Genomic DNA, 25,649 nt, shown 5'->3' on the forward strand with positions numbered 1-25,649 from the left:
TAAGGATTTCCTATGCCAAGCACCGCCATCCTTGTCGACGGCGCTTTCTTTCTTGCTCGCTATCGCAAAGTGTGGGGCGATCGCGACGTCAACGATGCGCGCACCGTTGCCAAGACGCTGTTCGGCATGGCGTTGGAACACCTTAAGTCGCTGGATCGTCCCCGCGAAGCGCTTTACCGCATCTTCTTCTACGACTGTCCGCCGCTGGAAAAAGTGCTGATCAAGCCGATCAGCGGCGAAAGCATCGATTATTCGCGCACCGGCGCCGCGGCTTTCCGCCGCGATCTGCATGACCAGCTGCGCCGCCAGCGCAAGATGGCGCTGCGCCTGGGCCGCCTGACCGACCGTGGCGAGTGGAAACTCAAACATCAGGCCTATCAGCAGCTGCGCGACGAGTCGTTGTACTGGGACGAACTGACCGACGAGCATTTCGAGCCGGACATGCGCCAGACCCAGGTGGACATGAAGATCGGCATCGACATCGCCGCGCTCGCCTACAAGAAGCAGGTGGACCAGATCGTGCTGGTGGCGGGCGACGCCGATTTCATCCCGGCGGCCAAGCTGGCCCGCTATGAGGGCATCGATTTCATCCTCGATCCGATGTGGCAAGGCATTGCGCCGGACCTACATGAGCACATCGATGGCCTGCAGTCGGTGTGTCCGCGGCCTTTCTGATCCACGGCACTGGCGCGTAGGCTGGGATGCCAATCCCAGCTTGCCTGGCGGCATCCCGATGCCGGGATCGTCATTCTTGCCCGGTGCGCGATTCGTAAACTAATCGTAAAATGGCGACGCGCGCTGTACTACGCTTGCTGCAGGCTGCAGCGCATCCCTCATAAGGAGTCGTCATGAAGACCCGCTTCGCCTTCGGATTGTCCGTCGCCCTGTTGCTTGCCGGCGTGGCTCACGCGCAACAGGCGGGGCAGGATCAGCCCACCGGCGACTTGGTCCCACCCACCAGCGCCAGCGACTTCACCGCCGGCCAGCTCGACTCCGTGCTGGCCGGCTCCTGGCGTTCCGCCCCCAATAAGGCGCGCGACGTTTATCGGCATCCCAAGGCCACTCTGCAATTCTTTGGCTTGCAGCCGGACAAGACGGTGATCGAAATTACCCCCGGCGGCGGTTGGTACAGCGAGATCCTGGCGCCGGTGCTGCGCGATAACGGGCACTACATTGCGGCGGTCCCTGCAGGCAACGGTGCCGAGGAAAGGCAGGATGCCGACGCGTTGCGCGCGAAGTTCAAGGCCGACCCCGCCGAGTACGGCAAGGCCAGCGTCATCACCTTCAACCCCAAGGCGCCCGTGTTCGGGCCGCCCGGTTCGGCGGACATGGTGCTGACCTTCCGTAACGTGCACAACTGGGTGATGGCCGGGAATGCCGAAGCCATGTTCAAGGCGTTCTATGCCGTGCTCAAAACCGGCGGCACGCTGGGCGTGGCGGAGCATCGCGCGGCGGCCGGGGCCACGCTCGATGCGGCCAAAGGCAGCGGTTACATGCCTACCGATTACGTGATCAAGCTGGCTACCGACGCGGGCTTCAAGCTGGACGGGCAGAGCGAGATCAACGCCAACCCCAAGGACACCAAGAATTATCCCAAGGGCGTGTGGACCCTGCCGCCCACCTTGGCCCGGGGTGATCAGGATCGCGACAAGTACCTGGCCATCGGCGAATCCGATCGCATGACGCTGCGTTTCGTAAAGACCGGCGTCAACAAGGCACCGGCCGTCCCGGCGCCAACGGCCACCGTCGCCAATCCGGGCGCACACTGAAACGGTAGGCTGGGATGACATTCCCAGCTCCGCCATGCATGCAACCCCGCCATGCTGGGATTGTCATCCCAGCCTACGATTTTCGTAGACCATGCTCATTGCGCTGAACAAGCCGTTCGGTGTGCTGTGCCAGTTCACCACCGATGACGGCCGTCCTACGCTGGCCGATTACGTGCGGCAAAAAGATGTCTATCCGGCCGGTCGCCTGGACCATGACAGTGAAGGCTTGTTGCTGTTGACCGACGATGGTGCACTCGCGCACCGTCTTACCGATCCAAAACACAAGCAGCCGAAAACCTACCTGGTGCAAGTCGATGGGGCGCTCACCGATGAGGCGGTGCAGGCTCTGCGCCAGGGTGTCCGATTGAACGACGGGCCGACCTTGCCGGCGCTTGCGGAGCATGCGCAAGCGCCGGCATGGTTGTGGCCACGCGATCCGCCGGTGCGTTTTCGCAAGAGCATTCCCACCAGCTGGCTGTCGATCACCTTGCGCGAAGGGCGCAATCGCCAGGTGCGCAGGATGACGGCGGCGGTGGGATTTCCGACCTTGCGGTTGATCCGCGTACGGATCGGCAACTATGCCCTGGATGGACTGGCGCCCGGCGCCACGCGCGAGCTTTCGCGATGACCGGCGGCTTGGGGGGAGCCCCAGGCCACTCAAATGCCGAAGAATGCCCGGGCCGCGGCGGTACTGTTTGCCGCCGTCACTTCCGCCGGTTCGCCGCGATCGCGCGCAATCTCTTCGCAGATATGTCTGAGATACATCGGCTCGTTGCGCCGGTGGCTTGGTTGCGGGCGCACGGTACGCGGCAGCAGATACGGCGCGTCCGTTTCGATCAGTAGGCGGTCGGTCGGAATTTCCCGTACGAATTCACGCAGGTGGGTGCCGCGTCGCTCGTCGCAGATCCAGCCGGTGATACCGATGTGGCAATCCAGGGCGAGGTAGTCGTTGAGCGCGTCGCGCGTATCGGTAAAGCAGTGCACCACGACTGCCGGGACCTTGTCGCGATAGCGCTTGAGCAGGGCGAGGAAATCGTGATGCGCATCGCGCTGATGCAGGAAAACTGGCTTGCCGACTTCCACGGCGATCCGCCATTGCCGTTCGAACACTTCCAGCTGCACGTCGCGCGGGGAATAGTTGCGGTGATAGTCCAGTCCGGCTTCGCCCACGGCGCGCACCTCCGGCATGCGAGCCAGCTCGCGCAGATGCGCGTCGGTCAAATCGCTGTAATCGACCGCATGATGCGGATGCACGCCTACCGTAGCGTACAGAGTGCCGGGGCGGCGGCGGGCGAGCTCCAGGGCGTGGTCGCTACCGGCATGTGACGCACCGGTGACCACCATTTGAACCACCCCATGCGCCAGCGCGCGCTCCAGCACGGCATCGAAGTCATGCCGGAAAGATTCGTGGGTGAGGTTGGCGCCGATATCGACGAGCTGCATGGAGAACCCTTCAAAGCTTCCATTGTCTCATCGGTGAACGGCCCGATCCATGCCGGTGCCTGCGCCTTCACAGTCTCTTAGCACGTGAACACCGTCGCGAAGTTAGGCTCGCCAGCCCCTTTGGTGATGTGTTACCAATGGGAATCGCCTTTCAAAGCGCTGGGCGAAGCGGAAGACAGCCATTGTGATGAGTAGTAGAACCTTACGGGGTGAAACCATGTCGGCAGCCTTGAAGCCGGCGTCCGGCGGGACGATCCAGGCCACGGAAGACCACGAAGCGGCCGTATGCGCGCTGCTGGTTGCGCGTGGGCGCCTCAAGGACAACGATCTGGCTCGTGCCAGGCGGCTGCATGAGGAAGCCCCGGAGGGCACCCTTACGGCCTTGCTCGCCCGCCTCGGGCTGATGTCCGAGCGCGACCTGGCCGAAGCCTGGGCCGAACTCCTGCATGCGCCGCTGCTGGCGGCACGCGATGCGCCCGATATGCCGCCGGCCGATCTGGACGTATCGGTGCGTTTCCTCAAGCAGCAGCACGTGGTGCCGGTACGCGTGGGCGAGGACGGCCTGGCCCTGGTCGTCGCCGACCCCGCCGATCCCTATCCGCTGCATGCCGTGCAGCTGGCTTCGGGCAAGCCGGTGTCGCTATGCATCGGCATTCGTTCGGAGATCGACGACCTGATCGAGCGCTACTATGGCCAGGGCCGTTCGGCGATGGGCGCCATCGTGGAAAACCTCGATGGCAGCGGCGCGCAGGAAGAGGACGTGGAGCACTTGCGTGACCTGGCTTCCGAAGCACCAGTGATCCGCCTGGTGAACCTGATCCTGCAGCGAGCGGTCGAACAGCGTGCTTCGGACGTGCACATCGAGCCGTTCGAGAATCGCCTGAAGGTGCGCTATCGCATCGACGGCGTACTACATGAAGTGGAAGCGCCTCCGTCCAGCTCCACGGCGGCGGTGATCAGCCGCGTGAAAATCATGGCCAAGCTCAACATCGCCGAGCGCCGCTTGCCGCAGGACGGGCGCATCCAGCTGCGCGTACAGGGCAAGGAGTTGGACTTGCGCGTATCCACCGTGCCGACCAGCTTCGGCGAGTCGGTGGTGATGCGTATTCTGGATCGCGAAACGGTGGTGTTCGATTTCGCCTCGCTGGGTTTCACCAATCATTTTCAGAAGCGTTTCATCGACGTGCTGGAGCGCCCGCACGGCATCCTGCTCGTCACCGGTCCCACCGGTTCGGGCAAAACCACCACGCTTTATACCGCGCTGTCGAAGATCAATACGCCGGGCGTGAAGATCATCACCGTGGAAGACCCGGTGGAATACCAGCTCGAAGGCATCAACCAGATCCAGGTGAAGCCACAGATCGGCCTGGATTTCGCCAATGCGCTGCGCTCGATCATGCGCCAGGATCCGGACGTGATCATGATCGGCGAAATGCGCGACCTGGAAACCTGCCGCATCGCGATCCAGTCCGCGCTGACCGGTCACTTGGTGCTGTCCACGCTGCACACCAACAGCGCCTCCGGTGGCGTGACACGTTTGCTCGACATGGGCGTGGAAGATTACCTGCTCGGCTCCACCGTCAACGGCATTCTTGCGCAGCGCCTGGTGCGCCGGCTCGATCCGGAAACCGCCACGGCCTACGAAGCGCCACCGGAGGTAGTCAAGGAATTCGAGTTGGAGAAGTACACCGACGAGCGGCCGATTCGCTTGTGGAAGCCGGGCAGCAGCGCGTCTAATCCCACCGGTTACCGTGGCCGCCGCGCCATCATGGAATTCCTGGTGATGAGCGACTCCCTGCGCCGCCTGGTGATGCAACACGCCGACGCCAGCGAAATCGAACGCCAGGCGCGCGCCGAAGGCATGCGCACCATGTACGAGGACGGCATCGCCAAAGCCGTGGCGGGCATCACCACCATCGAGGAGGTGTTGCGTGTCACGCAGGAGGGGTAATCGCTACCTGGACGCAGGTGGCGCGGCAAGCTCGTGCAACCCCCTCACGGCCTCCCCCTGCGCGCAGGGTGGGGGGCAAGCTTTATGAGCCAATTCCGCTATCGCGCCGTCAGCGCCTCGGGCGAAATCGTGCAGGGGCAGATGGAGGCGTCGAGCCTGGACGAGGTGATCACGCGCCTGCAGGACCAGGGCCACACGCCGCTGGAAGCCAAGCTCGCCGATGCGCAAGGCGCCAGCGGCGGCCTGGCCGGTTTGCTCAAGCGCGGTCCTTTTAGCGGCGATCAGCTGGCGCAGTTCACGCACCAGCTCGCGACCCTGCTTGGCGCGGGGCAGCCACTGGATCGCGCGCTCGGCATCCTGATGGACCTGCCCGAAGGCGAACATGCGAAGAAGCTGATCGAGCGTGTGCGCGATCGCGTTCGCGGCGGTACGCCGCTGTCACAGGCCATGGACGAAGAGCACGGCGTGTTTCCCAAGCTGTATATCGCGCTGGTGCGGGCGGGCGAAGTTGGTGGCTCGCTGGAAGATACGCTGCGCCGTCTCGCCGACTACCTCGAACGCACGCAGCAATTGCGCGGCAGCATCATCAATGCGCTGATCTATCCGGCGTTCCTGATGGTGGGTGTATTCGGTTCGCTGTTGCTGCTACTTACCTACGTGGTACCGCAATTCGTGCCGATCTTCCAGGACATGCAGGTGCCGATTCCCTTGATCACGCGTGCCGTGCTGGCCCTGGGTACGACGTTGCAGGACTGGTGGTGGCTGCTGGCCGTTATCGTGGTCGGCGGCATCATGGTATGGCGGGCGCGCATGCGCGATCCGGCCCTGCTCCTGGCCTGGCACGAGCGGCTGTTGAAGATCCGCATGGTGGGGCCATTGGTGCTGAAGGTGGAAACCGCACGTCTGGCACGCACGCTGGGCACCCTGGTGAAGAATGGCGTGCCGCTACTTTCCGCCTTGGGTATCGCGCGGATGGTCACCTCCAATCGCGCGCTGGATGAAGCGCTGGTGCAGGCCACCGACATGGTGAAAGGCGGCAACGGCCTGAGTCTTGCGCTTGGACAATCGCAGCGCTTCCCGCGCCTGGCTATCCAGATGGTGCAGGTCGGCGAGGAAGCCGGGCAGCTCGACACCATGCTGCTGAAGGTGGCCGACACCTTCGAGCTGGAAAGCCGGCGCTCGATCGATCGTCTGCTGGCGGCGCTGGTGCCCGCCCTTACCATCGTGATGACGGTGTTCGTGGCCATCATCATGGCGGCCATCCTGCTGCCGCTGCTCAGTCTTACCAGCAACATCCAGTGACGGGTGTTGTCCCAAGCCATGGCTTTTCATTTCGCTTCGCTACGGAGAAACCAACCTATGCAGTACAGAACCATAAGGATCCGGCAGCTGCGCCGCCCCAGTCGCAACAGGGGTTTTACGCTGCTGGAGATGCTGGCGGTGATCGTGCTGATCGGCATCGTCGGCGCCATCGTCGTGCGCCAGGTCGGCAGCAGCGTGGACAAGGGCAAGTACGGCGCCGGCAAGGCGCAGCTCACCACGCTGAGCCAGGCGGTCGACTCGTATGCGCTGGACAACGGTTCACCGCCCGCGCAGCTGACGGACCTGGTCAGCAAGCCTGCCAATGCCACCAACTGGCAAGGCCCCTACGTCAAGCCGACCCAGCTCAAGGATCCCTGGGGGCACGACTTTGGCTACAAATATCCGGGTGAACACGGCAACTACGACCTGATTTTCTATGGCCGCGACGGCAAGCCCGGTGGGGAAGGCTATGACGCGGATGTGGGGAATTGGCAGTAATGAAACGGCGCATCCCGCCTCTATTCCCCTTTGGGGAGAGGCTTCCGCCCCCGGCTCGTTCGGGGGGCAGGGGGGTGCGCGGTTTTACCTTGTTCGAAATGCTCGCCGTCATCCTCCTCATCGGCATCGCTGCCGCGGCGGTGTCGATCTCGGTGTCGCACGGACTGGCCAGTGCGCGCATCAATGCGGCGGCAGGTGAACTTGCAGCATCGCTGCGCGCCACGCGTACACAGGCCATCGTGCACGGCGAACAGCGTGTGTTCGAGGTGGATACGCGTGGCGAAACCTACCGTGGCGCCGACAAGCGCGACATGCACCTGCCGAAGGGGCTGCAGCTGTCGGTCACCAGCGCCACCAGCGACCAATCCGGCGGCGATATCGCCCGCATACGTTTTTTCCCCGACGGCAGTTCCACCGGCGGGCGCATTACTTTGCGCAGTGGTCAGCGTGAATGGCATGTCAACGTATCCTGGCTGACCGGCGCCATCACCCTGTTCGATACGGCCAAGCCGTCGTGACTGCTTCCCCTCGCCAGGCCCGTGGCTTCAGCCTGCTGGAAGTGATTGCGGCCATCATGTTGCTGGCGATCACCTTCGGTGCGCTGATGGAAGTGGCGGGTGGGTCGATCCGGCTTTCACAGAAGTCATCCGACTATACGCAGGCGGCGCTGTGGGCGCGGTCGGCGCTCGACACACGCTTCGTGCTGGAACCCTTGCAGCCGGGCGTGACGCAGGGAAATTTCGACAATCGCTACCGCTGGCGTCTGCAGGTAACGCCGTGGACAGTGCCGAACTCAACAGCGCCGAGTACGCAGTATGCGTTTCGAATGTACAAGCTTGATCTCGACGTGATGTGGGGCTCGGCGCCGTTCGAACACACCGCGCGTTTCAGCACCTTGCGCATTGGTAGCAACGCGCCATGAAGCACCTCTCCAACCACCGCGTGCGCAAGACCGGCCTCGTTCCCGAAGGCAAAGGGAAGGCATGCAAAGCGGGGCACGCCGCGGGCTTCACCCTGCTGGAAGTCCTCGCCGCCATGGCGCTGCTCGCCCTGCTGCTGCTCGGTGTGTACTCCGGTGTGCGCTCGGCCACGCACACTGTGCAGGCCGGCAGCATAAAGATCGAGCAGCTCGATGAAATACGTTCCGCGCAACAGTTTCTCGGCCGCGAACTTGCGCAGGCGATGGCGCAGCCGATGGGACACGACGACAACGGCAACGGCATCTTTTTTGTAGGCGGCGGCGACAGTATGCGTTTTGTCGCACCGCTGCCTGGCTATCTGGGGCGCATGGGGCCGCAGCTGATCGAAGTGAAGCTGGTCAAGGGCGAGCATGGCAAGCAACTCGTGGCGAGCCTGGCCGTGCTGCCGCCGGATGGCAGCGCGCCCAAACCCCTGGGCGAACCGCAGGTGCTGCTGGACGGCGTGATCGACGGCAGCTTCAGCTATCGCGGCGTGAACCAGCAAGGCCAGCCCACGGACTGGCAGAACGCCTGGAATGCCCCGGCCACCATGCCGAACCTGGTCACGATCAAGCTGGCGCTCGACCAGGGCCGCCCGTGGCCGATGCTTAGCGTGCCGTTGCGGGTGAACGCGGCGGCGATCCAGGGGCCGGGCAACCTGCTGCGTGGCTTGCGTGGGCCGGGAGTCGGGCCATGATGCGCGCCTTGCGCCGAAACCAGCGCGGCGTTGCCTTGCTGCTGGTGATGTGGGCATGCACCTTGCTCGCCATTCTGCTTGGCGGCTATGCGGTACTGGCGCATACGGAGGGTGTACAAGCGAACTATCAATTCGAGCAGGCGCGAGCGCACTACGCGGCTGAAGCCGGCGTGATGCGCGCGATCTACGCACTGCAGGCGCCTAGCATCAACGACCGCTGGATCGCTGACGGGCGCGTGTATCCGATGTTGTTCGAGCAGGCCAAGGTGGGGGTGTCGATCACGGCCGAAAGCGGCAAGGTGGACCTGAACTCCGCTTCGCCCGATGTGCTTACCCGTCTGTTCCAGAACGCCGGCGTCGACAATGGGCATGCAGGCCAGATCGCTCAGGCGATCGCGGACTGGCGCAGTTTCCCGATTTCGCCGCAGCAGGTTGCGCAGCGCAATGCCGCTTACACCGCGGCGGGGCGCGACTACGGTCCGCGCAACGGACCCTTCGCCAGTGTGGAAGAATTGCAGATGGTGCTCGGCATGACCCCTGAGCTGTACGCGAAAATTGCGCCGTATGTCACGATCTGGTCCGGACGCGCCAGTCCCGATCCGAATACGGCACCTCTGCTTGCGCTGGCTTCGAGTCCCGGTATGGATCTGCAACATGCCGCTGCCATCATCGCCGCGCGCCCCAGCTCCGCGGGGGCCAATGCCGCGGCCGGGCTGGTCGCCAATAACGGCATCACGCATAGTATTCGTGCAGAGGCCGTGCTTGCCGACGGCACGCGCGCGATCTTGCGCGCCACGGTACGCTTACAAGGATATCGACCCGGTTCGCAGGCTTTTGCGGTGCTGCGCTGGCAAGAGGGAGAAGGGGAGTGAATTCCGCTACGCAGACACTGCGACCACAACTTGAGCGCGCACGCCGCGCATGGCGCGGCTCGCCCATGCCGGGCTTCCTTGCCTGGTGGTGGGGCGAGTTGCGTGAGCTGCTGCCGGCACGCTGGCAGGCGTTTTTCGGTGGTGGCAACGTGTGGTGTCTGCTGCACCACCACGACGGGCAATGGTCCGTGCGCCGCAGCGGCCGGCCGGCCACCTCCGCACCCTGGAGCGATGCGCTGGACGCGCCCGATCAGCAGGCCCTGTTGAACGCTGCGGTGGCCGACGTGGACCGCCAGGATCTGCGCCTTGCCTTGTGCCTGCCGCAGGAAGCCGTGTTGCGCCGACGCCTGCTGCTGCCGGAGGCCGCGCGCGAAAACCTGCGCCAGATCGGCACCTTCGAAATGGACCGGCAAACCCCGTTCCGAGTCGACCAGGTGTACTACGACTTGCGCGAGCTGCCCGGCCCGGCGCCGGCCGGGCGCATTGCAGCCGAGCTGGTCGTGGCCACGCGTACGGCGGTGGACGCCAAGCTCGGACATCTGCGTAATGCCGGCATCGCCATCGATGCGGTGGATTTGTGCGATGGCGATACACGGCTCGGTGTGAACCTGTTGCCGCCGGAAATGGCATCTGCGCATCGTGATCCGCGTCGCCGGCTCAACCTTGTGCTTGCCGTTGCCGCGCTGGTGCTGTTGGTGCTGTGCCTGGGCCAATACCTGCACAATCGCCAGGAGGCGCTGGCCGCCATGCAGGCCCAGGTCGATGACATGCGCGCCGATGCGCAGAAGATCGGGCAGCTGCGCAAGCAGCTGGAGGACAGTACCGGCGCGTCCGGCTTCCTGGCCAAACGCAAGACCGATTCCGTGGCGGTGGTGGATGTGCTTGAGGATCTGACCGCCCGCATCCCGGACGACACCTGGTTGGAACGCTTCACGGTGGACAGTGCCGGTCGCGTGGGCATCCAGGGCCAAAGCGGGAAAGCCGCATCGCTGATCGACGTCCTGCAGGGCAGCAAGCTGCTCACTGGCGCGAATTTCCAAGGCGTAATCCAGCGCGATCCGGCCACCAACAAGGAACGCTTCTTCATGGATGCGCAATTGCGCAAGCCTGCCACCGGCAAGCCTGCCGCGAACAGCAGCACCGGGGGCGCGCCATGAAGATGAGGCCGATGAAACCGGCCGAAAGCCGTGTGGCCGCGATCGGCCTGCTGATGCTGTTGCTGCTGCTGGCGTATTTCCTGTTGCTGCACTGGTGGTTCGTTGCGCCGCTGCGCGAAATCGACAGCCAGATGGACGATTTGCGCGACACGCAAGGCCGTTATGCGGCAGCCATCGCGCAGAAGCCGCAACTGCTCAAGCGCATCGAACAGCTCGGTCAAAATCAGAGCGACAGCAGCACCTTCCTGCCCGAATCCGATCCCAATGCAGCCTCCGCTGCGTTGATGCAACGCGTGGTGGACGATGCTGCCAAGTTTGCGCAGCAGGGCAGCTGTGAAGTCAGCCAAAAGATGCCGGTGAACAATCCGGGCAGCAGCTCTTCGGATCCTTATCAGAAGGTGGTAGTCAGCATCAGCCTGCATTGCGACATGCAGCCGCTGGTCGGATTGCTGTACACCCTGGAGAAGGGCAAGCCGTATCTATTCGTGCAGGATTTCAGCGTATACCGCAACCCGCTGGTGAACACGCAGAAGAATGTCGCCCCGCTGGAAGTGCAGTTCACCTTGGCCGGTTATGTGCGTGCATCTGGCGCGCCGGCGGCGAACGCGCCGGGACCGACCGAACCACAGGCGCCGGGAGACGACAACGAATGAACGCCGCCGCCCAACGTCGTCTTACCCCTGTCTTCGGTGCCGTCGTGGCGGTGCTTGGCGTCGGGCTGCTTTCGCTGCTGTTCGGCGCAGGACGCGGCGTGAGCTGGGAAGCTCCGCGTCCGGTACCGTCGCTGCCCGCCGTGCGAGCCGTGACCTTGCCGACACCTGCGCCGCTGCAAAGCTTTGCGCAAACCTGGGACCATCCCCTGTTCAGTGCCGACCGCAAGCCCATTGTCACCCAGGGCGGCGGTAGCGAAGGGGTGAGCCTGGGTGACCTGCAGCTCACCGGCATCATCCTCACGCCCAAGCTGCATATGGCCTTGCTTGGTCCCGTCAACGGCAAGGGGGACGATGACAAGCAGGTGAGCGTGCGCGAAGGCGCCAACCTGCCCGACAGCAACTGGAAGTTGCTCCAGGTACTGCCGCGCTCGGCGATTTTCGCCTCGCCCAGCGGGCGTACGGAGCTGAAGCTGCCGGCCGGCGCCCCGATCGACCAGAAGGCGACGCCGAACCAGGCGCCGGTCCCGATGAACAGGCCAGGGCAGGAGCCGGAAGCGCCGAGCAGCAGTGGGCACATGATCGAGCCTTCGCCGCCGCCTGCGCCACCGCAATCCAACGATGCGCAAGCGGAGCGCTTGCAAAAACTCAGGGCCGCCATTCTCAAGCAGCGTTCCCAGCGACAAACGGGGAATCAGGGAGATCACTGATACATGTCACACACGCTCATGCAATCCCATACCCGCCTCGGTCTGCGTATCGGCGCGATCGCACTGGCGGTCTTCCTGAGCGGCTGCGCCGCGAACAAACCCCTGGTGCCTGAAAACCACGACCTGGAACGCGAAGCGATCGCCGGAACGGAAAAGCCGGCACCGCAACCGCAGCCGTTGAACAACAACCTCAGCAATACGCCGCCGGCGCCGGCCGTGGCCAGCATTGCGCAGGGTACCGGCCAGTTCGTACGGCCGACCGGCCCCGCCACGCCACACCGCCCGGCTTCGGGCGCCGGTGCGGTGACCTTCAACTTCGAGAACCAGCCGGTGCAGGCGGTGGTGAAAGCGATCCTGGGCGATCTGCTGCACGAGAACTACACCATCGTGCCGGGCGTGCAGGGCAACATCTCCTTCTCCACCTCCGAACCGGTGGACAGCAGCCAGGCGATGCCGATCCTGGAAACGCTGCTGTCGTGGACGCACAACGCGCTGGTGAAAACCGACGGTCGCTATGTGGTGATGCCGGAGAAGGATGCCGTTGCCGGCAATGTCGCTCCCAGCCTAGGGGCTGCAGCGCCCGCCGGCGGCATGCAGGCGCGGTTGTTCCCGCTGCACTACATTGCTGCCGACCAGATGCAGAAGCTGCTGAAGCCGTTCGCGCGGCCGGATTCGATCCTGCTGGTGGACAACGCGCGCAATGTGCTGGTTGTTTCCGGCACACCTGATGAACTGGCCAATTACAGCCGCACCATCCGCACCTTCGACGTGGACTGGCTGCGCGGCATGTCGGTGGGGGTGTTCAACCTGCAGCACGCCACGGTCGAAGACCTGATGCCGCAGCTGGATGGGATGTTCGGCCCCAAAGGGGATACCCCACTGGCCGGCATGTTCCGCTTCATTCCGATCAAGCGCACCAATGCGCTGGTGGTGATCAGCACGCAGCCCAGCTACCTCACCGAAGTGGGCAACTGGATCGCCAAGATCGACCTGGGCGGCGGCAACGAACCGCAACTCTACGTGTATGACGTGCGCAATATTGGCGCGGCGGATCTCGCTCATTACCTGGCGCAGATCTATACCGATAACGGCGGCGGCAGCTCGGACCGAGGTGGCAGCGTTGCTCCCGGTGCGGGTGGCGCGACCACGCTGGGTATAGGCAATAACGCTGGCGGCAATAGCAGTGGGATGGGCAGTACGGGGGGCGGCTTCGGCAGTTCCGGCACGGGTGCGAGCGGTGGACAGCAGAACGGGCTTTCCAGCGGCGGCCTCGGTGGTACGGGCAGCAATTCGTATTCGGGCGGTGGTGGTATCGGCGGCGGGGGTATTGGTGGTGGCACCGGGATCAATGGCGTCGGTATGAACGGTGGCTTGGCCAATGGTCAGAGCCAGGACCAGGGCTATAGCTCCAAGGACGGCAGTATCCGCATCGGATCGGTGAGTGCCAATAATCAGTTGTTGGTGCGTGTGCGTCCGGCGCAGTGGCAGGAAATGCTCGGCGTGATCAAGCAGCTCGACGTGGCACCGTTGCAGGTGCAGATCGAGACGCGGGTGTTCGAAGTGGCATTGACGGGAGATTTCCAGTTCGGCGTGCAGTGGTATTTGCAAGGACTGGCTAACGGGCAGAAAAACAGCAGTGGTGGATTTACGCCCGGCAATCCCTTTTCGCATCGTCAGATCGGTCTGGGTGGCGGTGTTGACAGTAACGGCAACTACGGCAACAGCTATACCGGGCAGCCTCTCTTTTATTCCTTCCTGAGTTCGAGCGGAAAATTCCAGGTTGCCCTCAATGCGCTGGAAACCAGCGGCAACACCAAGACGCTTTCCGCGCCATCGCTGGTTGTGCTCAATAACCAGGTGGCGCACATCACTGTGGGCAACCAGATACCGGTGAACCAGACTTACTACAATGGCCTGGGTACGACGGGAAGTACCGTAGGTGAGGTCCAGTACATCAGCACTGGCGTTATCCTGGACGTGCAGCCACGCGTGAATCCGGGTGGCCTGATCTATCTCAATGTCGATCAGGTGGTCAGCACGCCTAGCAATACCACCAACGCGCAAGGGAACTACACGATCGCGAACCGCCAGATCGCGACGCAGCTGAGCGTGCAGAATGGCCAGACTGTGCTGCTGGGTGGCCTCATCCAGCAGGTGGACAGCAACGGCGATACCGGTGTGCCATGGCTGAGCCGCGTTCCGCTTTTGGGCAAATTGTTTGGCACGACCAACAAGAGCAAAAATCGCACGGAACTGATCGTACTCATCACTCCGCGCGTGATCACCAATAGCGACGACGCCAAGCAGATCACCGACGAGTACCAAGAGAAATTCCAGTCCTTGGCGCCGCTTCGCGGCGGACCGGCGCCCGCGCTGGAATATCCGCTGCGGCGATAAATGCTGACCCCTACCTCCCTTCTGGCGCAAAGGAGGTGGGGCAGACGCCGAGATCGGTTTCCCTAAGGCTCCCGTTCTTTTCGCACGCGTCAATGGGTCGATGTTTCCGATCATTCTCGATGTTCGCTTGATGTCGCACCCGCTGGCTCAGCTAGCTCTGAGGCTAGCGGGTACGGCGCCGCCACCATGTCGAACACAATACAGAACCCTGCACCGCCGATAGATAAGCGGAAGGATGATTTACTTGTAGGAATTTGCCGATACATGCGTTTTTTCGGCTGTCTGACGTTGAGAGAATTTTTTTAAGAAATAGCATCGTCAGCCACGTCCAGCTGTCGATACATAAACTGATGTCATCCTACCCACGCCCCGCACTGCGCATAGGCGCAGCCGCGTTGGTGATACTGCTCAGCAGCTGTGCGGGCAACAAGCCGCAGCCCGAGAACCACGACCTGGAACGCGAGGCGATCGCCGGAACGGAAAAGCCGGCACCTAAGCCGCAACCACTGAACAACAATCTCAGCAATACGCCGCCTGCGCCGGCCGTAGCCAGCATCGTTTCGGGCACCGGTCAGTTCATACGGCCGACCGGACCTGCCACGCCAAGCCGCCCGGCTTCGGGCGACGGTACGATGATCTTCAACTTCGAGAACCTGCCGGTGCAGGCAGTGGTGAAGGCGATCCTGGGCGATCAACTGCACGAGAACTACACCATCGTGCCGGGCGTGCAGGGCAACATCTCCTTTTCCACGTCCGATCCGGTGGACAGCGGCCAGGCCATGCTAATCCTGGAAACGCTGCTGTCGTGGACGCACAACGCGCTGGTGAAGATCGGCGACCGCTATGTAGTCATGCCGGAAAAGGATGCCGTCGCTGGCAATATCGCGCCGAGCCTGGGCGCCGCGGCGCCAGCCGACGGTATGCAGGCACGGCTGTTCTTGCTGCACTACATCGCTGCCGACCAGATGCAGAAGCTGCTGAAACCGTTTGTGCACCCGAATTCGATCCTGCTAGTCGACAACGCGCGCAATGTGCTGGTCGTGTCCGGCACGCCCGACGAACTGGCCAATTACAACCGCACCATTCGCACCTTCGATGTGGACTGGCTGCGGGGAATGTCGGTGGGCATATTCAACCTGCAGCATGCCACAGTGGAAGATCTGATGCCGCAGCTGGAGGGAATGTTCGGTCCCAAGGGCGATACGCCGCTGGCCGGCATGTTTCGCTTCATGCCGATCAAGCGCACCAATGCGCTGGTGGTATTCAGCACTCAACCCGGCAATCTCAAGGAAGTTGGCAATTGGATCACCAAGATCGACCTCGGTGGCGGCAACGAACCTCAGCTGTACGTGTACGACGTGCGCAATATCGGCGCGGCGGACCTGGCGCATTACCTGGCGCAGATCTACACCGACAACGGTGGTGGCAGCTCCGATCGTGGCGGCAGCGTTGCCCCCGGTGCGGGTGGTGCGACCACGCTGGGCATAGGCAATAACGCTGGCGGCAACAGCAGTGGCATGGGTAGTGGCGCGGGTGGCTTCGGCAGCCCTACTACGGGTACGGGCGACGGACTTCCTGGTAGCTCGGGTAGTAACGGCGGCTTCGGTTCTTCATTGAGCGGCGCCATGGGCGGCGGGGGTATCGGAGGGGCTGCAGCCAATGGCGTGGGCATGAATGGAGGCCTGCCCAGCGCGCAGAGTCAGGATCAGGGCTATAGCTCAAAAGACGGCAGCATTCGCATTGGTTCGGTGAGTGGCAACAACCAATTGCTGGTGCGTGCGCGCCCTGCGCAATGGCAGGAAATCCGTGGCGTGATCAAGCAGCTCGACGTGACGCCCTTGCAAGTGCAGATTGAGACGCGCGTATTCGAGGTGGCGTTGACGGGTGACTTCCAGTTCGGTGTGCAGTGGTATCTGCAAGGCCTGGCGGGTGGCAAGGTCGCCGCCACAGACAGCAACGGCAATGTCACCAAATTTGATCCCGGAAACCCATACGCGCATCGCATGATTGCATTGGGCGGCGGCAGTTCTGCGACCAATACGTATACCTCACAACCGTTTTTCTATTCCTTCCTGAGTTCGAATGGGAAATTCCAGGTGGCGGTCAGTGCACTGGAAAGCAGTGGAAATACAAAGACGCTATCGGCTCCGTCGCTGGTCGTGCTCAACAACCAGGTGGCACACATCGCAGTAGGAAATCAGTTGCCGATCAACCAGGTTTCCTACATTCCAAATGGCGGTTCAAGTACGCCTACTCTGAATCAAGTGCAATATCTTTCCACCGGTGTCATTCTGGATGTGCAGCCGCGCGTGAATCCGGGTGGTCTGATCTACCTCAATATCGACCAGGTGGTCAGTCAGCCAAGCGCCACAACCAACCCCCAAGGCAACCCCAGCATCGCGACACGCCAGATCGCCACGCAACTGGGGGTGCAAAATGGCCAGACCGTTCTGCTTGGAGGCCTGATTCAACAGGATAATATTGACAGCACAACCGGCATTCCGGGCTTGAGCCGGATTCCGATTCTACGTTGGTTGTTTGGATCCAATTCCAAGCACAAAGACCGCACCGAGCTGATCGTGCTGATCACTCCACGTGTGATCAGCGACGGTGATGAAGCCAAGCAGCTCACCGACGAATACCAGGAAAGATTCGAGTCGTTGGCGCCCCTGCATGGCAAGTCGGTGTCCAAGCCGGGGTATCCGCTGCGGCGATAAGGGCCTGCCTGCCCGTTTCCATGCATATCAAAGAGGGAGGCAGGATGACGGATTCGAGTTGCATGGGTCACCGGCTATCATTTGCGCATGAACGCGCTGATGTTTCCCATTACTCCACTGTTGCCGGAGATCCAGGCTGTATTGGCCACGCAGTCCAGGCTGGTGTTGGAAGCCCCGCCGGGTGCTGGCAAAACCACGCAGGTGCCCTTGGCCCTGCGCGGCGCGCCATGGCTCAAAGGTAAGAAGATCGTCATGCTGGAGCCGCGCCGTATTGCCGCGCGCGCTGCTGCGCAATTCATGGCGCAGCAACTGGGCGAGCCTATTGGGCAGACGGTGGGTTATCGCATCCGTTTCGAATCGAAGGTAAGCGCCGCCACCCGCATCGAAGTGGTGACCGAAGGCATTCTTACCCGCCTGATTCAGGACGATCCCGAACTCAGCGGCATCGGCGCGATCCTGTTTGACGAATTCCACGAGCGGCATCTGGCTGGCGACCTGGGGGCGGCGCTGGCACTGGATATCCAGCACACCCTGCGACCGGATCTGCGCATTGTGGTGATGTCCGCCACCCTGGACGGCGAGCGTATCGCGCAATGGCTGGATGCGCCGCGCATTAGCAGCCCTGGGCGCAGCTTTCGGGTGCGCATCGAGTACCCGCCTGCGCGTACGCAGGAAGGCACGGAGCAGCATCTGACGCGCGTCATGCGGCAGGCGTTGGAAGAAAACCCCGGCGACGTGCTGGCTTTCCTGCCGGGTCGGCGCGAAATCGCGCGCGCTCAAGGCATGCTGCAGGCGCTGCAGCAGGATGACCTGGAAGTCGTGGCGCTGCACGGCGAACTCTCGCTGGCCGAGCAGCAGCTCGCCCTGGCTCCAGCGGAAGAGGGTATGCGGCGCATCGTATTGGCCACCAACGTCGCCGAATCCAGTGTGACGCTACCGGGTATTCGCACGGTAATCGATACCGGCCTCGCGCGTGAGCCGCGTTTCGATCCCAACTCCGGCTTCACCCGCCTGGAAACGGTGAACATTTCGCAGGCTTCGGCCGATCAGCGTGCCGGACGCGCCGGTCGTGTGGCGGAAGGCGCTGCTTATCGGCTGTGGCCGCAAAGTCGTCGGCTGGATGCTTCGCGCACGGCGGAAATCATGCAGGCGGAATTGTCCGGCCTTGCGCTGGAGTTGGCGGCTTGGGGCAGTGCGCAATTGCCGTGGCTCGACCCGCCGCCGACAGGCGCACTGGCGCAGGCACGGGAGCTACTGACGCGGCTGGGAGCGCTCGATGCCCAGCAGCGCATCACGGCTTTGGGGCGCCGCATGCTGGAGCTTGGTGCAACACCACGCCTTGGTGCTGCAGCCCTGCGCGCACCGGAAACGCTGCATGCATTGGTCGCTGATCTGCTTGCGCTGATGGAGGCGCGTTCTCCGCTGCGTGGAGAGCAGGCGCGCACTGATGATTTTCGCGCGCGCGTCTCAGCGCTACATGCTTGGCGTGACCGGCGCAGCGCGACCGGTTCCAGTCATGGCGCCGATGCCGGAGCGCTGGCCGCCATCGAACAAGCCAGCAAAGGCTGGCGCCAACGCCTGAACTTGCGCAGCGCGGCCAGTGGTGTGCCGCATAGTCACGCTGTGGGCGACTTGTTGCTGCATGCTTTTCCCGATCGCATCGCGCGCCAGGATGAAGGCAATCGGCTGCGTTATACCTTGGCCAATGGCCGCGGCGCACGTCTGCATGAACAGACGGCTTTGATGGGCGAGCCTTGGCTGGTCGTGCTGGATTTGCGCCATGAAGCACGCGACAGCCTGGTTCTTTCCGCCGCGCCATTCGATCCGCGCGTATTGGAACAAGACTATCCGGACCAGTTCCGTCGTGTGCGCAACGTGCGCTGGAACGAAGATCGTGCTGCGGTGGAGGCGTTCGAGGAACATCGCTTTGGCGCCATCGTGTTGGAACGCCGAAGCGTTCCTGTGCAAGTCGAAGACGCCGTTGCGGCTTTGCTCGCCGCGATTCGACAACGCGGCCTGGATGCGCTGCCCTGGAGCGAGGCGGCACGCCGCTTGCGGTTGCGCATGCAATCGCTGCGCGGATGGATGCCGGAACTGGGCCTGCCGGATGTTTCTGAAACGCATTTGCTGGCCACGCTGGAAGACTGGCTAGCCCCTTATCTGCAGAACAAACGCAAGCTCGATGCCTTGTCAGAGGATGAGCTTTCACAAGCGCTGGCTGCCTTGTTCGACTATGAGCAACGCAAGCGGCTCGATGCGCAAGCACCCGATAGCCTTACCGTGCCCAGCGGGCAGACGCGCCGTCTTGAATACAGCCCTGGCGGGCCACCCGTGTTGGCGGTAAAGCTGCAGGAACTGTTCGGTCTGGCCGATACGCCACGCGTGGCCGGTGGTCGGATTCCCGTCACCCTGCATCTGCTGTCCCCGGCGGGGCGCCCAATCCAGGTTACGCAGGATCTGCATGGCTTCTGGGAGCGCACCTATCCGGAAGTGAAGAAGGAGCTGAAAGGACGCTACCCCAAGCATCCCTGGCCGGACGATCCGTGGACGGCGACGCCGACGCATCGGGCCAAACCAAGGGGTACATGAATCGCGTGGTAAACGTAGGCTGGGATGATAATCCCAGCTGCTACCCTCCGAAGCTGGGATTATCATCCCAGCCTACATACAACCAAGTCCCACCAGCGTAGTGCGCAGTGCCGTGTCAATCGGCGTATAAGGCTGCTTGCCGAGAAACGCTACCAGCTTGGCGTCATCCAACCGGATCGTTTCCTTCCATAGATAACGCATCTTGCGTAGTTCGCGCAGCGTTTCCATGAAGGGTGCGACCAGGGCAGTCAGCCACCAGGGGAAGCGCCGCAGCGCGATGTTCGGATTGTTGGTCACGCGGCGAACCGCATCCGCTATCGAGTGGCCATCCAGCCAATAGCCACCGAAGTTGTAAGTGGCGAAAGCGGCCAATTCAGGCTCGCGCTCAAGCAGCAGGGCTATCGTTTCCGCTACATCGGGTAGATAAGCCCAGGCGTGATGGTGTGCGTAATCGGCAGGGTAGCGAAGCGTCGTGACCTGCTTGCCGGGCTGCACCAGCCCCTGCCCGAACCAGTTGTTGCCCGCATGCGGCCCGATGAAGTCGCCGCAGCGCAGGATCAGTGAGCGCACGCCGATGCGTGATGCTTCGGCCAGGCGCCGCTCCATCTCGGCGCGGATTTCGCCCTTTACGGTGGGGGGATGCTGCGGCGAATCCTCGCGCACTAGCGGGAACGCGTCGGCACCAAAATTGTAGATCGTACCGGGCAACACGATGCGCGCCCCCGTCGCTTTGGCCGCGGCGATCGTGTTGTCGAGCATCGGCAGCACCAAGCCGCCCCAATTACGGTAACCCGCAGGATTGACCGCGTGCACGATTGCGTTCGCGCCCTGTGCAGCCGCGAGCACATCGTCACGCTGCATGGCATCGCCCCTGATCCACTCGATGCCATCAAGTTCCACGGGCAGGTTGCGTACCAAGGCACGCACCTGCCACCCATGCCGCTTGAGCGCCAGGCAGGCTTCACGACCGATGCCGCCGTTTGCACCGATCACCAGTACGGTTCGGGATGTACGCATGACTTTTCCTCCGTTGGGATGGGCAAAGTCTGGTCCCGGCACAGATAAAAGAAAATTGCTTAATCATGTAGATCTGCTATACAAATATGTATGGCTGACCTGGATCCCGGCTGGGAACTCTACCGATCCTTCCTCGCCGTCATGCGCGAAGGGAGCCTGTCTGGTGCCGCGCGGATGCTGGGCATGACCCAGCCTAGCCTAGGCCGGCATGTCCGCGAGCTGGAGGAAACCCTGGGCGTCTCCTTGTTCGCTCGTTCGCCGCAGGGCCTGGCGCCCACGGATCTGGCGCACGCCTTGCTTCCACACGCGCAGGCGATGGCATCGGCCTCGGCTGCTTTGCGTCGGGCCGCCGCGACCCGGCATGACATGATGTCAGGTGTAGTGCGCATCGCCGCCAGCGAAGTGATTGGCGTGGAGGTGCTGCCGCCCATGCTTGCCGCCTTCCGGCAACGCCATCCGGGCGTGGTCATCGAATTGTCTCTGTCCAGTCAGCTGGAAAACCTGCTGCGCCGGGACGCTGATATCGCCATCCGAACGGGACGTCCCACCCAGGACGCGCTAGTGGCACGGCACCTGGGCAAGATTGCGTTGGGCATGTATGCGCACAAGCGCTATCTGAAAGCGCATGGTTTTCCAAAAACGATCGCGGACCTCGCCACGCACGCGCTGATCGGCTTTGATCACGAAAAGCCCTATATCCGAGCCATGCGGCCGGCCGGACTGCCGTATACGCGCGAGAACTTCGCGTTGCGTACGGATAACGACCTGGCCGCTTTGGCTAGCTTGCGTGCAGGCTATGGCATCGGCTTCTGCCAATGCGGTGTCGCACAGCGCGACCCGGCGCTGGTACGCGTGCTGGCCGACAGCTTCGATCTATCCATGGATACGTGGTTGGTGATGCATGAAGACCTACGCCGCAACATGCTGATGCGCGCGCTATACGATCATCTCGCCATCGCATTGGTCGACTACGTCGAAACGGCGTCTCCCCCGGAGGAGACGCGTGACCGCAAGCGCATGCTTCGAGCACCAACGAAACGTTGATGGCAGTCGGCGATTAGACTGAGCGCATGAACGACGCCAGCCCGCTCAACCGATACCAGCTGGCCGGACTCGGCGCTTTGCTGGCCGAGCCGGCACGCGCGGCGATCCTGCTTGCGCTGATGGACGGCAGCATGCGCCCCGCGGGTGAATTGGCGGAGATCGCCGGCGTCAGTGCCGCAACCGCCAGCGCCCATCTCAAGCGACTGCTCGAAGGTGGCCTGCTTGGCCTGCACGAACAGGGACGTCACCGCTACTACCGCCTGGCGAATGACGATGTGGCGGCATGGCTGGAAGCGATGGCGCTGCCGCATGTGGCACTAGCCGCTCCCAAATCGGCACCGCGTGATGCTGCACTATGCCGGGCACGTACGTGCTATCGCCATCTTGCCGGGCAAATGGGGGTGGCCCTATGTGAAGCATGGTTGCAGCGTGGCTGGCTGCAAGCCGAAAGCGACGGCATGCTGCTGCTTCCTGCCGCAGCGGAGGCACTGGTGTGCGCGGGATGGCAAGAGGCACCGACGCAACATCTGCTGCGCTTGCGTGGACGCGCTTGCCTGGATTGGACCGAGCGGCGCCTGCACCTGGGTGGTCCGCTAGGCGTCGCCATTACCAGTGCCATGCTCGATGCGGGCTGGTTACGGCGCGCGCAGCGCAATCGAGCATTACTGCCTACACCCGATGGGCTACGTAGGCTCGCCGAACTGGGTGTGCGCATCGATCATTGAGCAAGCATTCATGCTTGTGGTCGGCGGTTTCACTTATGCAGGTAGCCGCATGCCGATTCCTGCGGAAAAACGTGAAAATGTTGTGCACATGTGACCGTACAAGCTTGCGAAAAGCGCATGTTTTCATGGGCGTTGATTGTTGCGGCCTATCGGAAAGGCGTCATTGCAAAATCCAATCGCGTGAAGCGAAAGCTTGGCCAAAGTAGAAGGAAAACCAGTCAGGAAAGGCCGAACGGCATCGATACCGGTACGAACTCGGGCGCACGCAGGCAGCAGCTGCTCGCGAAATTAAAACGCACGCAATAGAGCATTGCTATTAAGTATGGTGTATTTCCCGTGCATATGTTTTCTTAAAAGTCGTTGCATGCGGCTTGCTTGACGCTGACGTTTTCCCTGGATACTTTCAAACGCATTCGCCCGCAGGGAGTCACGCGGCGGATGATTCCGTGACGACGCGGCTGCAAGGGGAGCGTCGTTTGAGCGCTGGAGTCGGCACTGCCCGCAATGGGAGCGAAGGGGGAGCAGCAGCACGCCGAAGCTCGGGGAATCGCAAGCGTCCACTGTTCCAATCGGCGTCGCGCGCCTGCGCGACTTCACTGTCATGAGGTACACGCGACCTCAGCGGTTGCGTGCGCCCTCAATAATCTGGGGAGTGAGAAATGTCTAGCCGTTTTCGCATGAAGGCCATGCTGGTTGCATTGGGCCTTGTTTCGATGAGCGCCGTGTACGTGGAAGCAGCACCTTTGCCGACCGCTGACAACGCGGTGCAGGCGCCGAGTTCGGCCATGGTGGCGATCCATCCGGCGGTCAGCTTGCACAGTGGCGATCAGGTGCTGGGCGCTTTGGCGTTTTCGCACCCGATGCATGTGGTGGTCACGCTCAAGTTGCGCAATGAGCAGCAACTGGACCAGTACATTGCCAAGCGGGGTTTCAAGCCATTGACCGCCGATCAGTTCAATGCGCAATACGCACCTACGGCGGCGCAGGCGCAGGCTGTGGCCGACTATCTGAGCAAGGCTGGGTTTAGCAACGTACACATTGCGCCCAATCGTGCGCTGGTGGAGGCCGATGGACACGCCGACACCGCGCAAGCTGCCTTCAATACGACGCTCGTGCACGTGAAAACGCACGACGGACGCGATGCTTTTGCCAATAACAGCCCCGTACACGTTCCAGCGAACCTGCAAGCCTCCGTTAACGCGGTGCTCGGCATGCAAAACGTGCATATCTCGCACGTTTTCGCCAAGCGCCTCAATCCGAACGTGGTGCATCATGCGAACCAGCCCTTCGCAACGGGTTCGGCGGTTGGGCATCAGCCTTCCGACTTCCCGTCGATCTATGGCGCCAGTGGCATGGGCAACGTTACCTCGGTAGCGGTCGGCTCGATCGCCCAGAGCCCCTTGACGAGTGTCAAAAGCGACTTGCAGTCGACCTTCCCCAGCGTCAGCGTGGTCGTGAAAGGCCCTGCGGGCGGTGCCAGCAGCGCCAGTGGCGATGGCGAGTGGGACCTGGATAGCCAGGACATCATCGCCATGACCGGTGTCTCGACGTATTACTTCTACAGCGCCAATTCCTTGTCCGATGCGGACCTGGAAACGGTCTACAACGATGTGGTGTCGGACAACCTGCTCAAGGCGATCGACGTCTCCCTGGGCGAATGCGAGACCACCGCGCAGTCCAGCGGCGCCGCCTCGTCGAACGACACCACGTTCAAGCAGGCCGCGGCGCAAGGCCAGACGTTCTTTGTCTCGGCCGGCGATTCGGGGGCCGATGAATGCGGTACCGGCGGGGTCACGCCAAGCTGGCCGGCCAGCTCCCAATACGTCGCCGCCGTAGGTGGCACCGAGGTCTACACCAGCCCCAACACCACCTGGCAAAGCGAAACGGTGTGGAACAACCTCAGCACCAACGAGGGCGCCACCGGAGGCAGTCCAAGCACCTTCGAGCCGATTCCGAGCTGGCAGCAGGGCGTAGCCGGCGTTACCGACCAGTCGCATCGCGGCGTGCCTGACATCGCTTTCGATGCGAGCCCGGTCAGTGGTGCGCTGGTGACGGTGGATGGCCAATCCGGTCAGCAAATCGGCGGTACCAGTCTTGCCGCGCCGTTGGCGGTGGGCGCGTGGGCGCATGTGCTGCAGGCCAATTCCAGCCTGGGCTTTGCTCCACCGGTGATCTATCAGGTAGCGCAGTCCTCCGCGGCCAACTACGCCGCAGCCTTCCATGACATCACCTCGGGCAACAACAGCGGTGAAAACGCCGGAACCGGTTATGACTACACCACCGGCTGGGGCAGCATGATCGTCAGCCAGTTCAGCAGTCTGGCCGGCGGCGGCTCTTCGGGTGGCGGCAGTCCGGTGGCCAGCTTTACCGATAGCGTGAGCGGGCTGACCGCGAACTTCACCAATACCTCCACGGATACCGGTGGCACCATTAACGCCTATGCGTGGACCTTCGGTGATGGCGGCACCTCGACCAGCGCCAGCCCCAGTCATACCTATACCACCGCGGGTACCTACACCGTAACGCTGAAGGTGACGGACAACACCGGTGCTACCAACAGCAGCAGTCAGCAAGTAACGGTGAGCAGCGGTGGTGGCGGCTCCGTGCAGGTGATCGCCAATCCGGACTTCACCAACGGTACGTCGTGGACGGCCAGCTCAGGTGTGCTTTGCAGCAGCGACACCAGTAGCGCGGATTACTGCTCGGGCGAGAATCCGTACACCGGAAGCTGGTTCATGTGGCTGGATGGCTACAGTGCCGCGCACACGGATACCTTGTCGCAGTCGGTAACCATTCCGACCGGGCATTCCACGGCGACGCTGACCTATCAGCTGCACATCGATACCACGCAGAGTTCGTCGTCAGCCATCGACAAGCTGACTGTGCAAGCGGTCGTCGGCAGCACTACCACCACGTTGGCGACGTATTCCAACCTCAATGCCAATTCGGCCTATACGGCTTATTCGGTGAACGTCAGCTCGCTGATCGGCAAGACCTTCACTTTGAAGTTCACGGGTAAGCAGCAAGGGACGGGTGGCGCGGAAACCTCGTTCGTAGTGGGCGAGGTCAAGTTGAACGCGCAGTAAGCGCTTGTCCTGCCGTGCGTGCATGCACGGCCAAGTCGGAGGCAGGGCCGCGGGATGGCGACCCTG

General features: G+C 62.6%; 21 protein-coding genes. 19 read left to right on the plus strand and 2 right to left on the minus strand.

Annotated elements, in window-relative coordinates:
* Positions 1-12: 12 nt before the first annotated feature.
* The 3 genes from QQJ96_RS15675 to QQJ96_RS15685 all read left to right on the plus strand — a co-directional run bounded on the left by QQJ96_RS15675 (position 13) and on the right by QQJ96_RS15685 (position 2,397).
* On the plus strand, positions 13-675 hold the full coding sequence (locus QQJ96_RS15675; protein ID WP_284332958.1) for an NYN domain-containing protein: 663 nt from the start codon (positions 13-15) through the stop codon (positions 673-675).
* A gap of 173 nt (positions 676-848) precedes the next feature.
* Positions 849-1,769: a class I SAM-dependent methyltransferase gene (locus QQJ96_RS15680; protein ID WP_284332959.1), complete on the plus strand. Its 921-nt coding sequence runs from the start codon at positions 849-851 to the stop codon at positions 1,767-1,769.
* A gap of 91 nt (positions 1,770-1,860) precedes the next feature.
* Entirely contained in the window at positions 1,861-2,397 is a 537-nt protein-coding gene (locus QQJ96_RS15685) for a pseudouridine synthase (protein WP_284332960.1), read from the plus strand.
* A 29-nt stretch (positions 2,398-2,426) separates the two neighbouring features.
* Here QQJ96_RS15685 and QQJ96_RS15690 read toward each other — a convergent pair whose 3' ends face one another.
* Entirely contained in the window at positions 2,427-3,212 is a 786-nt protein-coding gene (locus tag QQJ96_RS15690; RefSeq protein ID WP_284332961.1) for a TatD family hydrolase, read from the minus strand.
* Positions 3,213-3,429: 217 nt separating this feature from the next.
* Here QQJ96_RS15690 and gspE point away from each other — a divergent pair, with 217 nt between their 5' ends.
* The 13 genes from gspE (at position 3,430) to hrpB (ending at position 19,711) form a co-directional block, all read left to right on the plus strand.
* Entirely contained in the window at positions 3,430-5,163 is a 1,734-nt protein-coding gene (gene gspE / locus QQJ96_RS15695) for a type II secretion system ATPase GspE (protein ID WP_284332962.1), read from the plus strand.
* A gap of 84 nt (positions 5,164-5,247) precedes the next feature.
* The gene (gene gspF, locus QQJ96_RS15700) at positions 5,248-6,465 is read left to right on the plus strand and encodes a type II secretion system inner membrane protein GspF (RefSeq protein WP_284332963.1); all 1,218 of its coding nucleotides are present in this window, start codon (positions 5,248-5,250) and stop codon (positions 6,463-6,465) included.
* Positions 6,466-6,522: 57 nt separating this feature from the next.
* Positions 6,523-6,963 (plus strand): type II secretion system major pseudopilin GspG, encoded by a 441-nt coding sequence (gspG, locus tag QQJ96_RS15705; RefSeq protein ID WP_284332964.1) that lies wholly within the window; start codon positions 6,523-6,525, stop codon positions 6,961-6,963.
* Between the two features lie 74 nt (positions 6,964-7,037).
* Positions 7,038-7,481 carry a GspH/FimT family pseudopilin gene (locus QQJ96_RS15710; protein ID WP_284332965.1) on the plus strand — a complete coding sequence of 148 codons (444 nt, stop codon included), beginning with the start codon at positions 7,038-7,040 and terminating at the stop codon, positions 7,479-7,481.
* Entirely contained in the window at positions 7,478-7,885 is a 408-nt protein-coding gene (locus tag QQJ96_RS15715; RefSeq protein ID WP_284332966.1) for a type IV pilus modification PilV family protein, read from the plus strand. Before QQJ96_RS15710 ends, QQJ96_RS15715 begins: the two co-directional genes overlap by 4 nt.
* Positions 7,882-8,619: a prepilin-type N-terminal cleavage/methylation domain-containing protein gene (locus QQJ96_RS15720; protein WP_284332967.1), complete on the plus strand. Its 738-nt coding sequence runs from the start codon at positions 7,882-7,884 to the stop codon at positions 8,617-8,619. The genes QQJ96_RS15715 and QQJ96_RS15720 overlap by 4 nt, the downstream gene beginning before the upstream one ends.
* Positions 8,616-9,491: a type II secretion system minor pseudopilin gene (locus QQJ96_RS15725; protein ID WP_284332968.1), complete on the plus strand. Its 876-nt coding sequence runs from the start codon at positions 8,616-8,618 to the stop codon at positions 9,489-9,491. The genes QQJ96_RS15720 and QQJ96_RS15725 overlap by 4 nt, the downstream gene beginning before the upstream one ends.
* Positions 9,488-10,648 (plus strand): PilN domain-containing protein, encoded by a 1,161-nt coding sequence (locus QQJ96_RS15730; RefSeq protein ID WP_284332969.1) that lies wholly within the window; start codon positions 9,488-9,490, stop codon positions 10,646-10,648. The genes QQJ96_RS15725 and QQJ96_RS15730 overlap by 4 nt, the downstream gene beginning before the upstream one ends.
* 11 nt (positions 10,649-10,659) lie before the next feature.
* Positions 10,660-11,301: a type II secretion system protein GspM gene (gene gspM, locus QQJ96_RS15735; RefSeq protein ID WP_345782710.1), complete on the plus strand. Its 642-nt coding sequence runs from the start codon at positions 10,660-10,662 to the stop codon at positions 11,299-11,301.
* The gene (locus QQJ96_RS15740) at positions 11,298-12,008 is read left to right on the plus strand and encodes a general secretion pathway protein GspN (RefSeq protein ID WP_284332971.1); all 711 of its coding nucleotides are present in this window, start codon (positions 11,298-11,300) and stop codon (positions 12,006-12,008) included. The genes gspM and QQJ96_RS15740 overlap by 4 nt, the downstream gene beginning before the upstream one ends.
* 3 nt (positions 12,009-12,011) lie before the next feature.
* Entirely contained in the window at positions 12,012-14,405 is a 2,394-nt protein-coding gene (gene gspD / locus QQJ96_RS15745; protein ID WP_284332972.1) for a type II secretion system secretin GspD, read from the plus strand.
* A 350-nt stretch (positions 14,406-14,755) separates the two neighbouring features.
* Positions 14,756-17,122, plus strand: coding sequence for a type II secretion system secretin GspD (gene gspD, locus QQJ96_RS15750; RefSeq protein ID WP_284332973.1), 2,367 nt, complete (start codon positions 14,756-14,758; stop codon positions 17,120-17,122).
* 87 nt (positions 17,123-17,209) lie between these two features.
* Positions 17,210-19,711 carry an ATP-dependent helicase HrpB gene (gene hrpB / locus QQJ96_RS15755; RefSeq protein ID WP_284332974.1) on the plus strand — a complete coding sequence of 834 codons (2,502 nt, stop codon included), beginning with the start codon at positions 17,210-17,212 and terminating at the stop codon, positions 19,709-19,711.
* Positions 19,712-19,783: 72 nt separating this feature from the next.
* Here the strand turns inward: hrpB and QQJ96_RS15760 are convergent, their stop codons facing one another.
* Positions 19,784-20,728, minus strand: a complete 945-nt coding sequence (locus QQJ96_RS15760; protein WP_284332975.1) for an NAD(P)H-binding protein — start codon at positions 20,726-20,728, stop codon at positions 19,784-19,786.
* 90 nt (positions 20,729-20,818) lie between these two features.
* On the opposite strand from QQJ96_RS15760, the gene QQJ96_RS15765 reads away from it, so the two are divergent.
* From QQJ96_RS15765 to QQJ96_RS15775, 3 genes are all read left to right on the plus strand, one after another.
* Positions 20,819-21,772 carry a LysR family transcriptional regulator gene (locus tag QQJ96_RS15765; RefSeq protein ID WP_284332976.1) on the plus strand — a complete coding sequence of 318 codons (954 nt, stop codon included), beginning with the start codon at positions 20,819-20,821 and terminating at the stop codon, positions 21,770-21,772.
* Positions 21,773-21,798: 26 nt separating this feature from the next.
* Entirely contained in the window at positions 21,799-22,497 is a 699-nt protein-coding gene (locus tag QQJ96_RS15770) for an ArsR/SmtB family transcription factor (protein WP_284332977.1), read from the plus strand.
* A gap of 659 nt (positions 22,498-23,156) precedes the next feature.
* On the plus strand, positions 23,157-25,583 hold the full coding sequence (locus QQJ96_RS15775) for a protease pro-enzyme activation domain-containing protein (RefSeq protein WP_284332978.1): 2,427 nt from the start codon (positions 23,157-23,159) through the stop codon (positions 25,581-25,583).
* Positions 25,584-25,649: the final 66 nt, after the last annotated feature.

Source organism: Dyella flagellata (assembly GCF_030160275.1).
In the GTDB taxonomy this organism is placed as follows: Bacteria; Pseudomonadota; Gammaproteobacteria; order Xanthomonadales; family Rhodanobacteraceae; genus Dyella_B; species Dyella_B flagellata.

What these genes read in the sequence shown, in the direction of transcription:
- QQJ96_RS15675 (WP_284332958.1), top strand. Translation starts at nt 13, where the DNA reads ATGCCAAGCACCGCCATCCTTGTCGACGGCGCTTTCTTTCTTGCTCGC.
- QQJ96_RS15680 (WP_284332959.1), top strand. Translation starts at nt 849, where the DNA reads ATGAAGACCCGCTTCGCCTTCGGATTGTCCGTCGCCCTGTTGCTTGCC.
- QQJ96_RS15685 (WP_284332960.1), top strand. Translation starts at nt 1,861, where the DNA reads ATGCTCATTGCGCTGAACAAGCCGTTCGGTGTGCTGTGCCAGTTCACC.
- QQJ96_RS15690 (WP_284332961.1), bottom strand. Translation starts at nt 3,212, where the DNA reads ATGCAGCTCGTCGATATCGGCGCCAACCTCACCCACGAATCTTTCCGG.
- gspE (WP_284332962.1), top strand. Translation starts at nt 3,430, where the DNA reads ATGTCGGCAGCCTTGAAGCCGGCGTCCGGCGGGACGATCCAGGCCACG.
- gspF (WP_284332963.1), top strand. Translation starts at nt 5,248, where the DNA reads ATGAGCCAATTCCGCTATCGCGCCGTCAGCGCCTCGGGCGAAATCGTG.
- gspG (WP_284332964.1), top strand. Translation starts at nt 6,523, where the DNA reads ATGCAGTACAGAACCATAAGGATCCGGCAGCTGCGCCGCCCCAGTCGC.
- QQJ96_RS15720 (WP_284332967.1), top strand. Translation starts at nt 7,882, where the DNA reads ATGAAGCACCTCTCCAACCACCGCGTGCGCAAGACCGGCCTCGTTCCC.
- QQJ96_RS15725 (WP_284332968.1), top strand. Translation starts at nt 8,616, where the DNA reads ATGATGCGCGCCTTGCGCCGAAACCAGCGCGGCGTTGCCTTGCTGCTG.
- gspM (WP_345782710.1), top strand. Translation starts at nt 10,660, where the DNA reads ATGAAACCGGCCGAAAGCCGTGTGGCCGCGATCGGCCTGCTGATGCTG.
- QQJ96_RS15740 (WP_284332971.1), top strand. Translation starts at nt 11,298, where the DNA reads ATGAACGCCGCCGCCCAACGTCGTCTTACCCCTGTCTTCGGTGCCGTC.
- gspD (WP_284332972.1), top strand. Translation starts at nt 12,012, where the DNA reads ATGTCACACACGCTCATGCAATCCCATACCCGCCTCGGTCTGCGTATC.
- gspD (WP_284332973.1), top strand. Translation starts at nt 14,756, where the DNA reads ATGTCATCCTACCCACGCCCCGCACTGCGCATAGGCGCAGCCGCGTTG.
- hrpB (WP_284332974.1), top strand. Translation starts at nt 17,210, where the DNA reads ATGAACGCGCTGATGTTTCCCATTACTCCACTGTTGCCGGAGATCCAG.
- QQJ96_RS15760 (WP_284332975.1), bottom strand. Translation starts at nt 20,728, where the DNA reads ATGCGTACATCCCGAACCGTACTGGTGATCGGTGCAAACGGCGGCATC.
- QQJ96_RS15765 (WP_284332976.1), top strand. Translation starts at nt 20,819, where the DNA reads ATGGCTGACCTGGATCCCGGCTGGGAACTCTACCGATCCTTCCTCGCC.
- QQJ96_RS15770 (WP_284332977.1), top strand. Translation starts at nt 21,799, where the DNA reads ATGAACGACGCCAGCCCGCTCAACCGATACCAGCTGGCCGGACTCGGC.
- QQJ96_RS15775 (WP_284332978.1), top strand. Translation starts at nt 23,157, where the DNA reads ATGTCTAGCCGTTTTCGCATGAAGGCCATGCTGGTTGCATTGGGCCTT.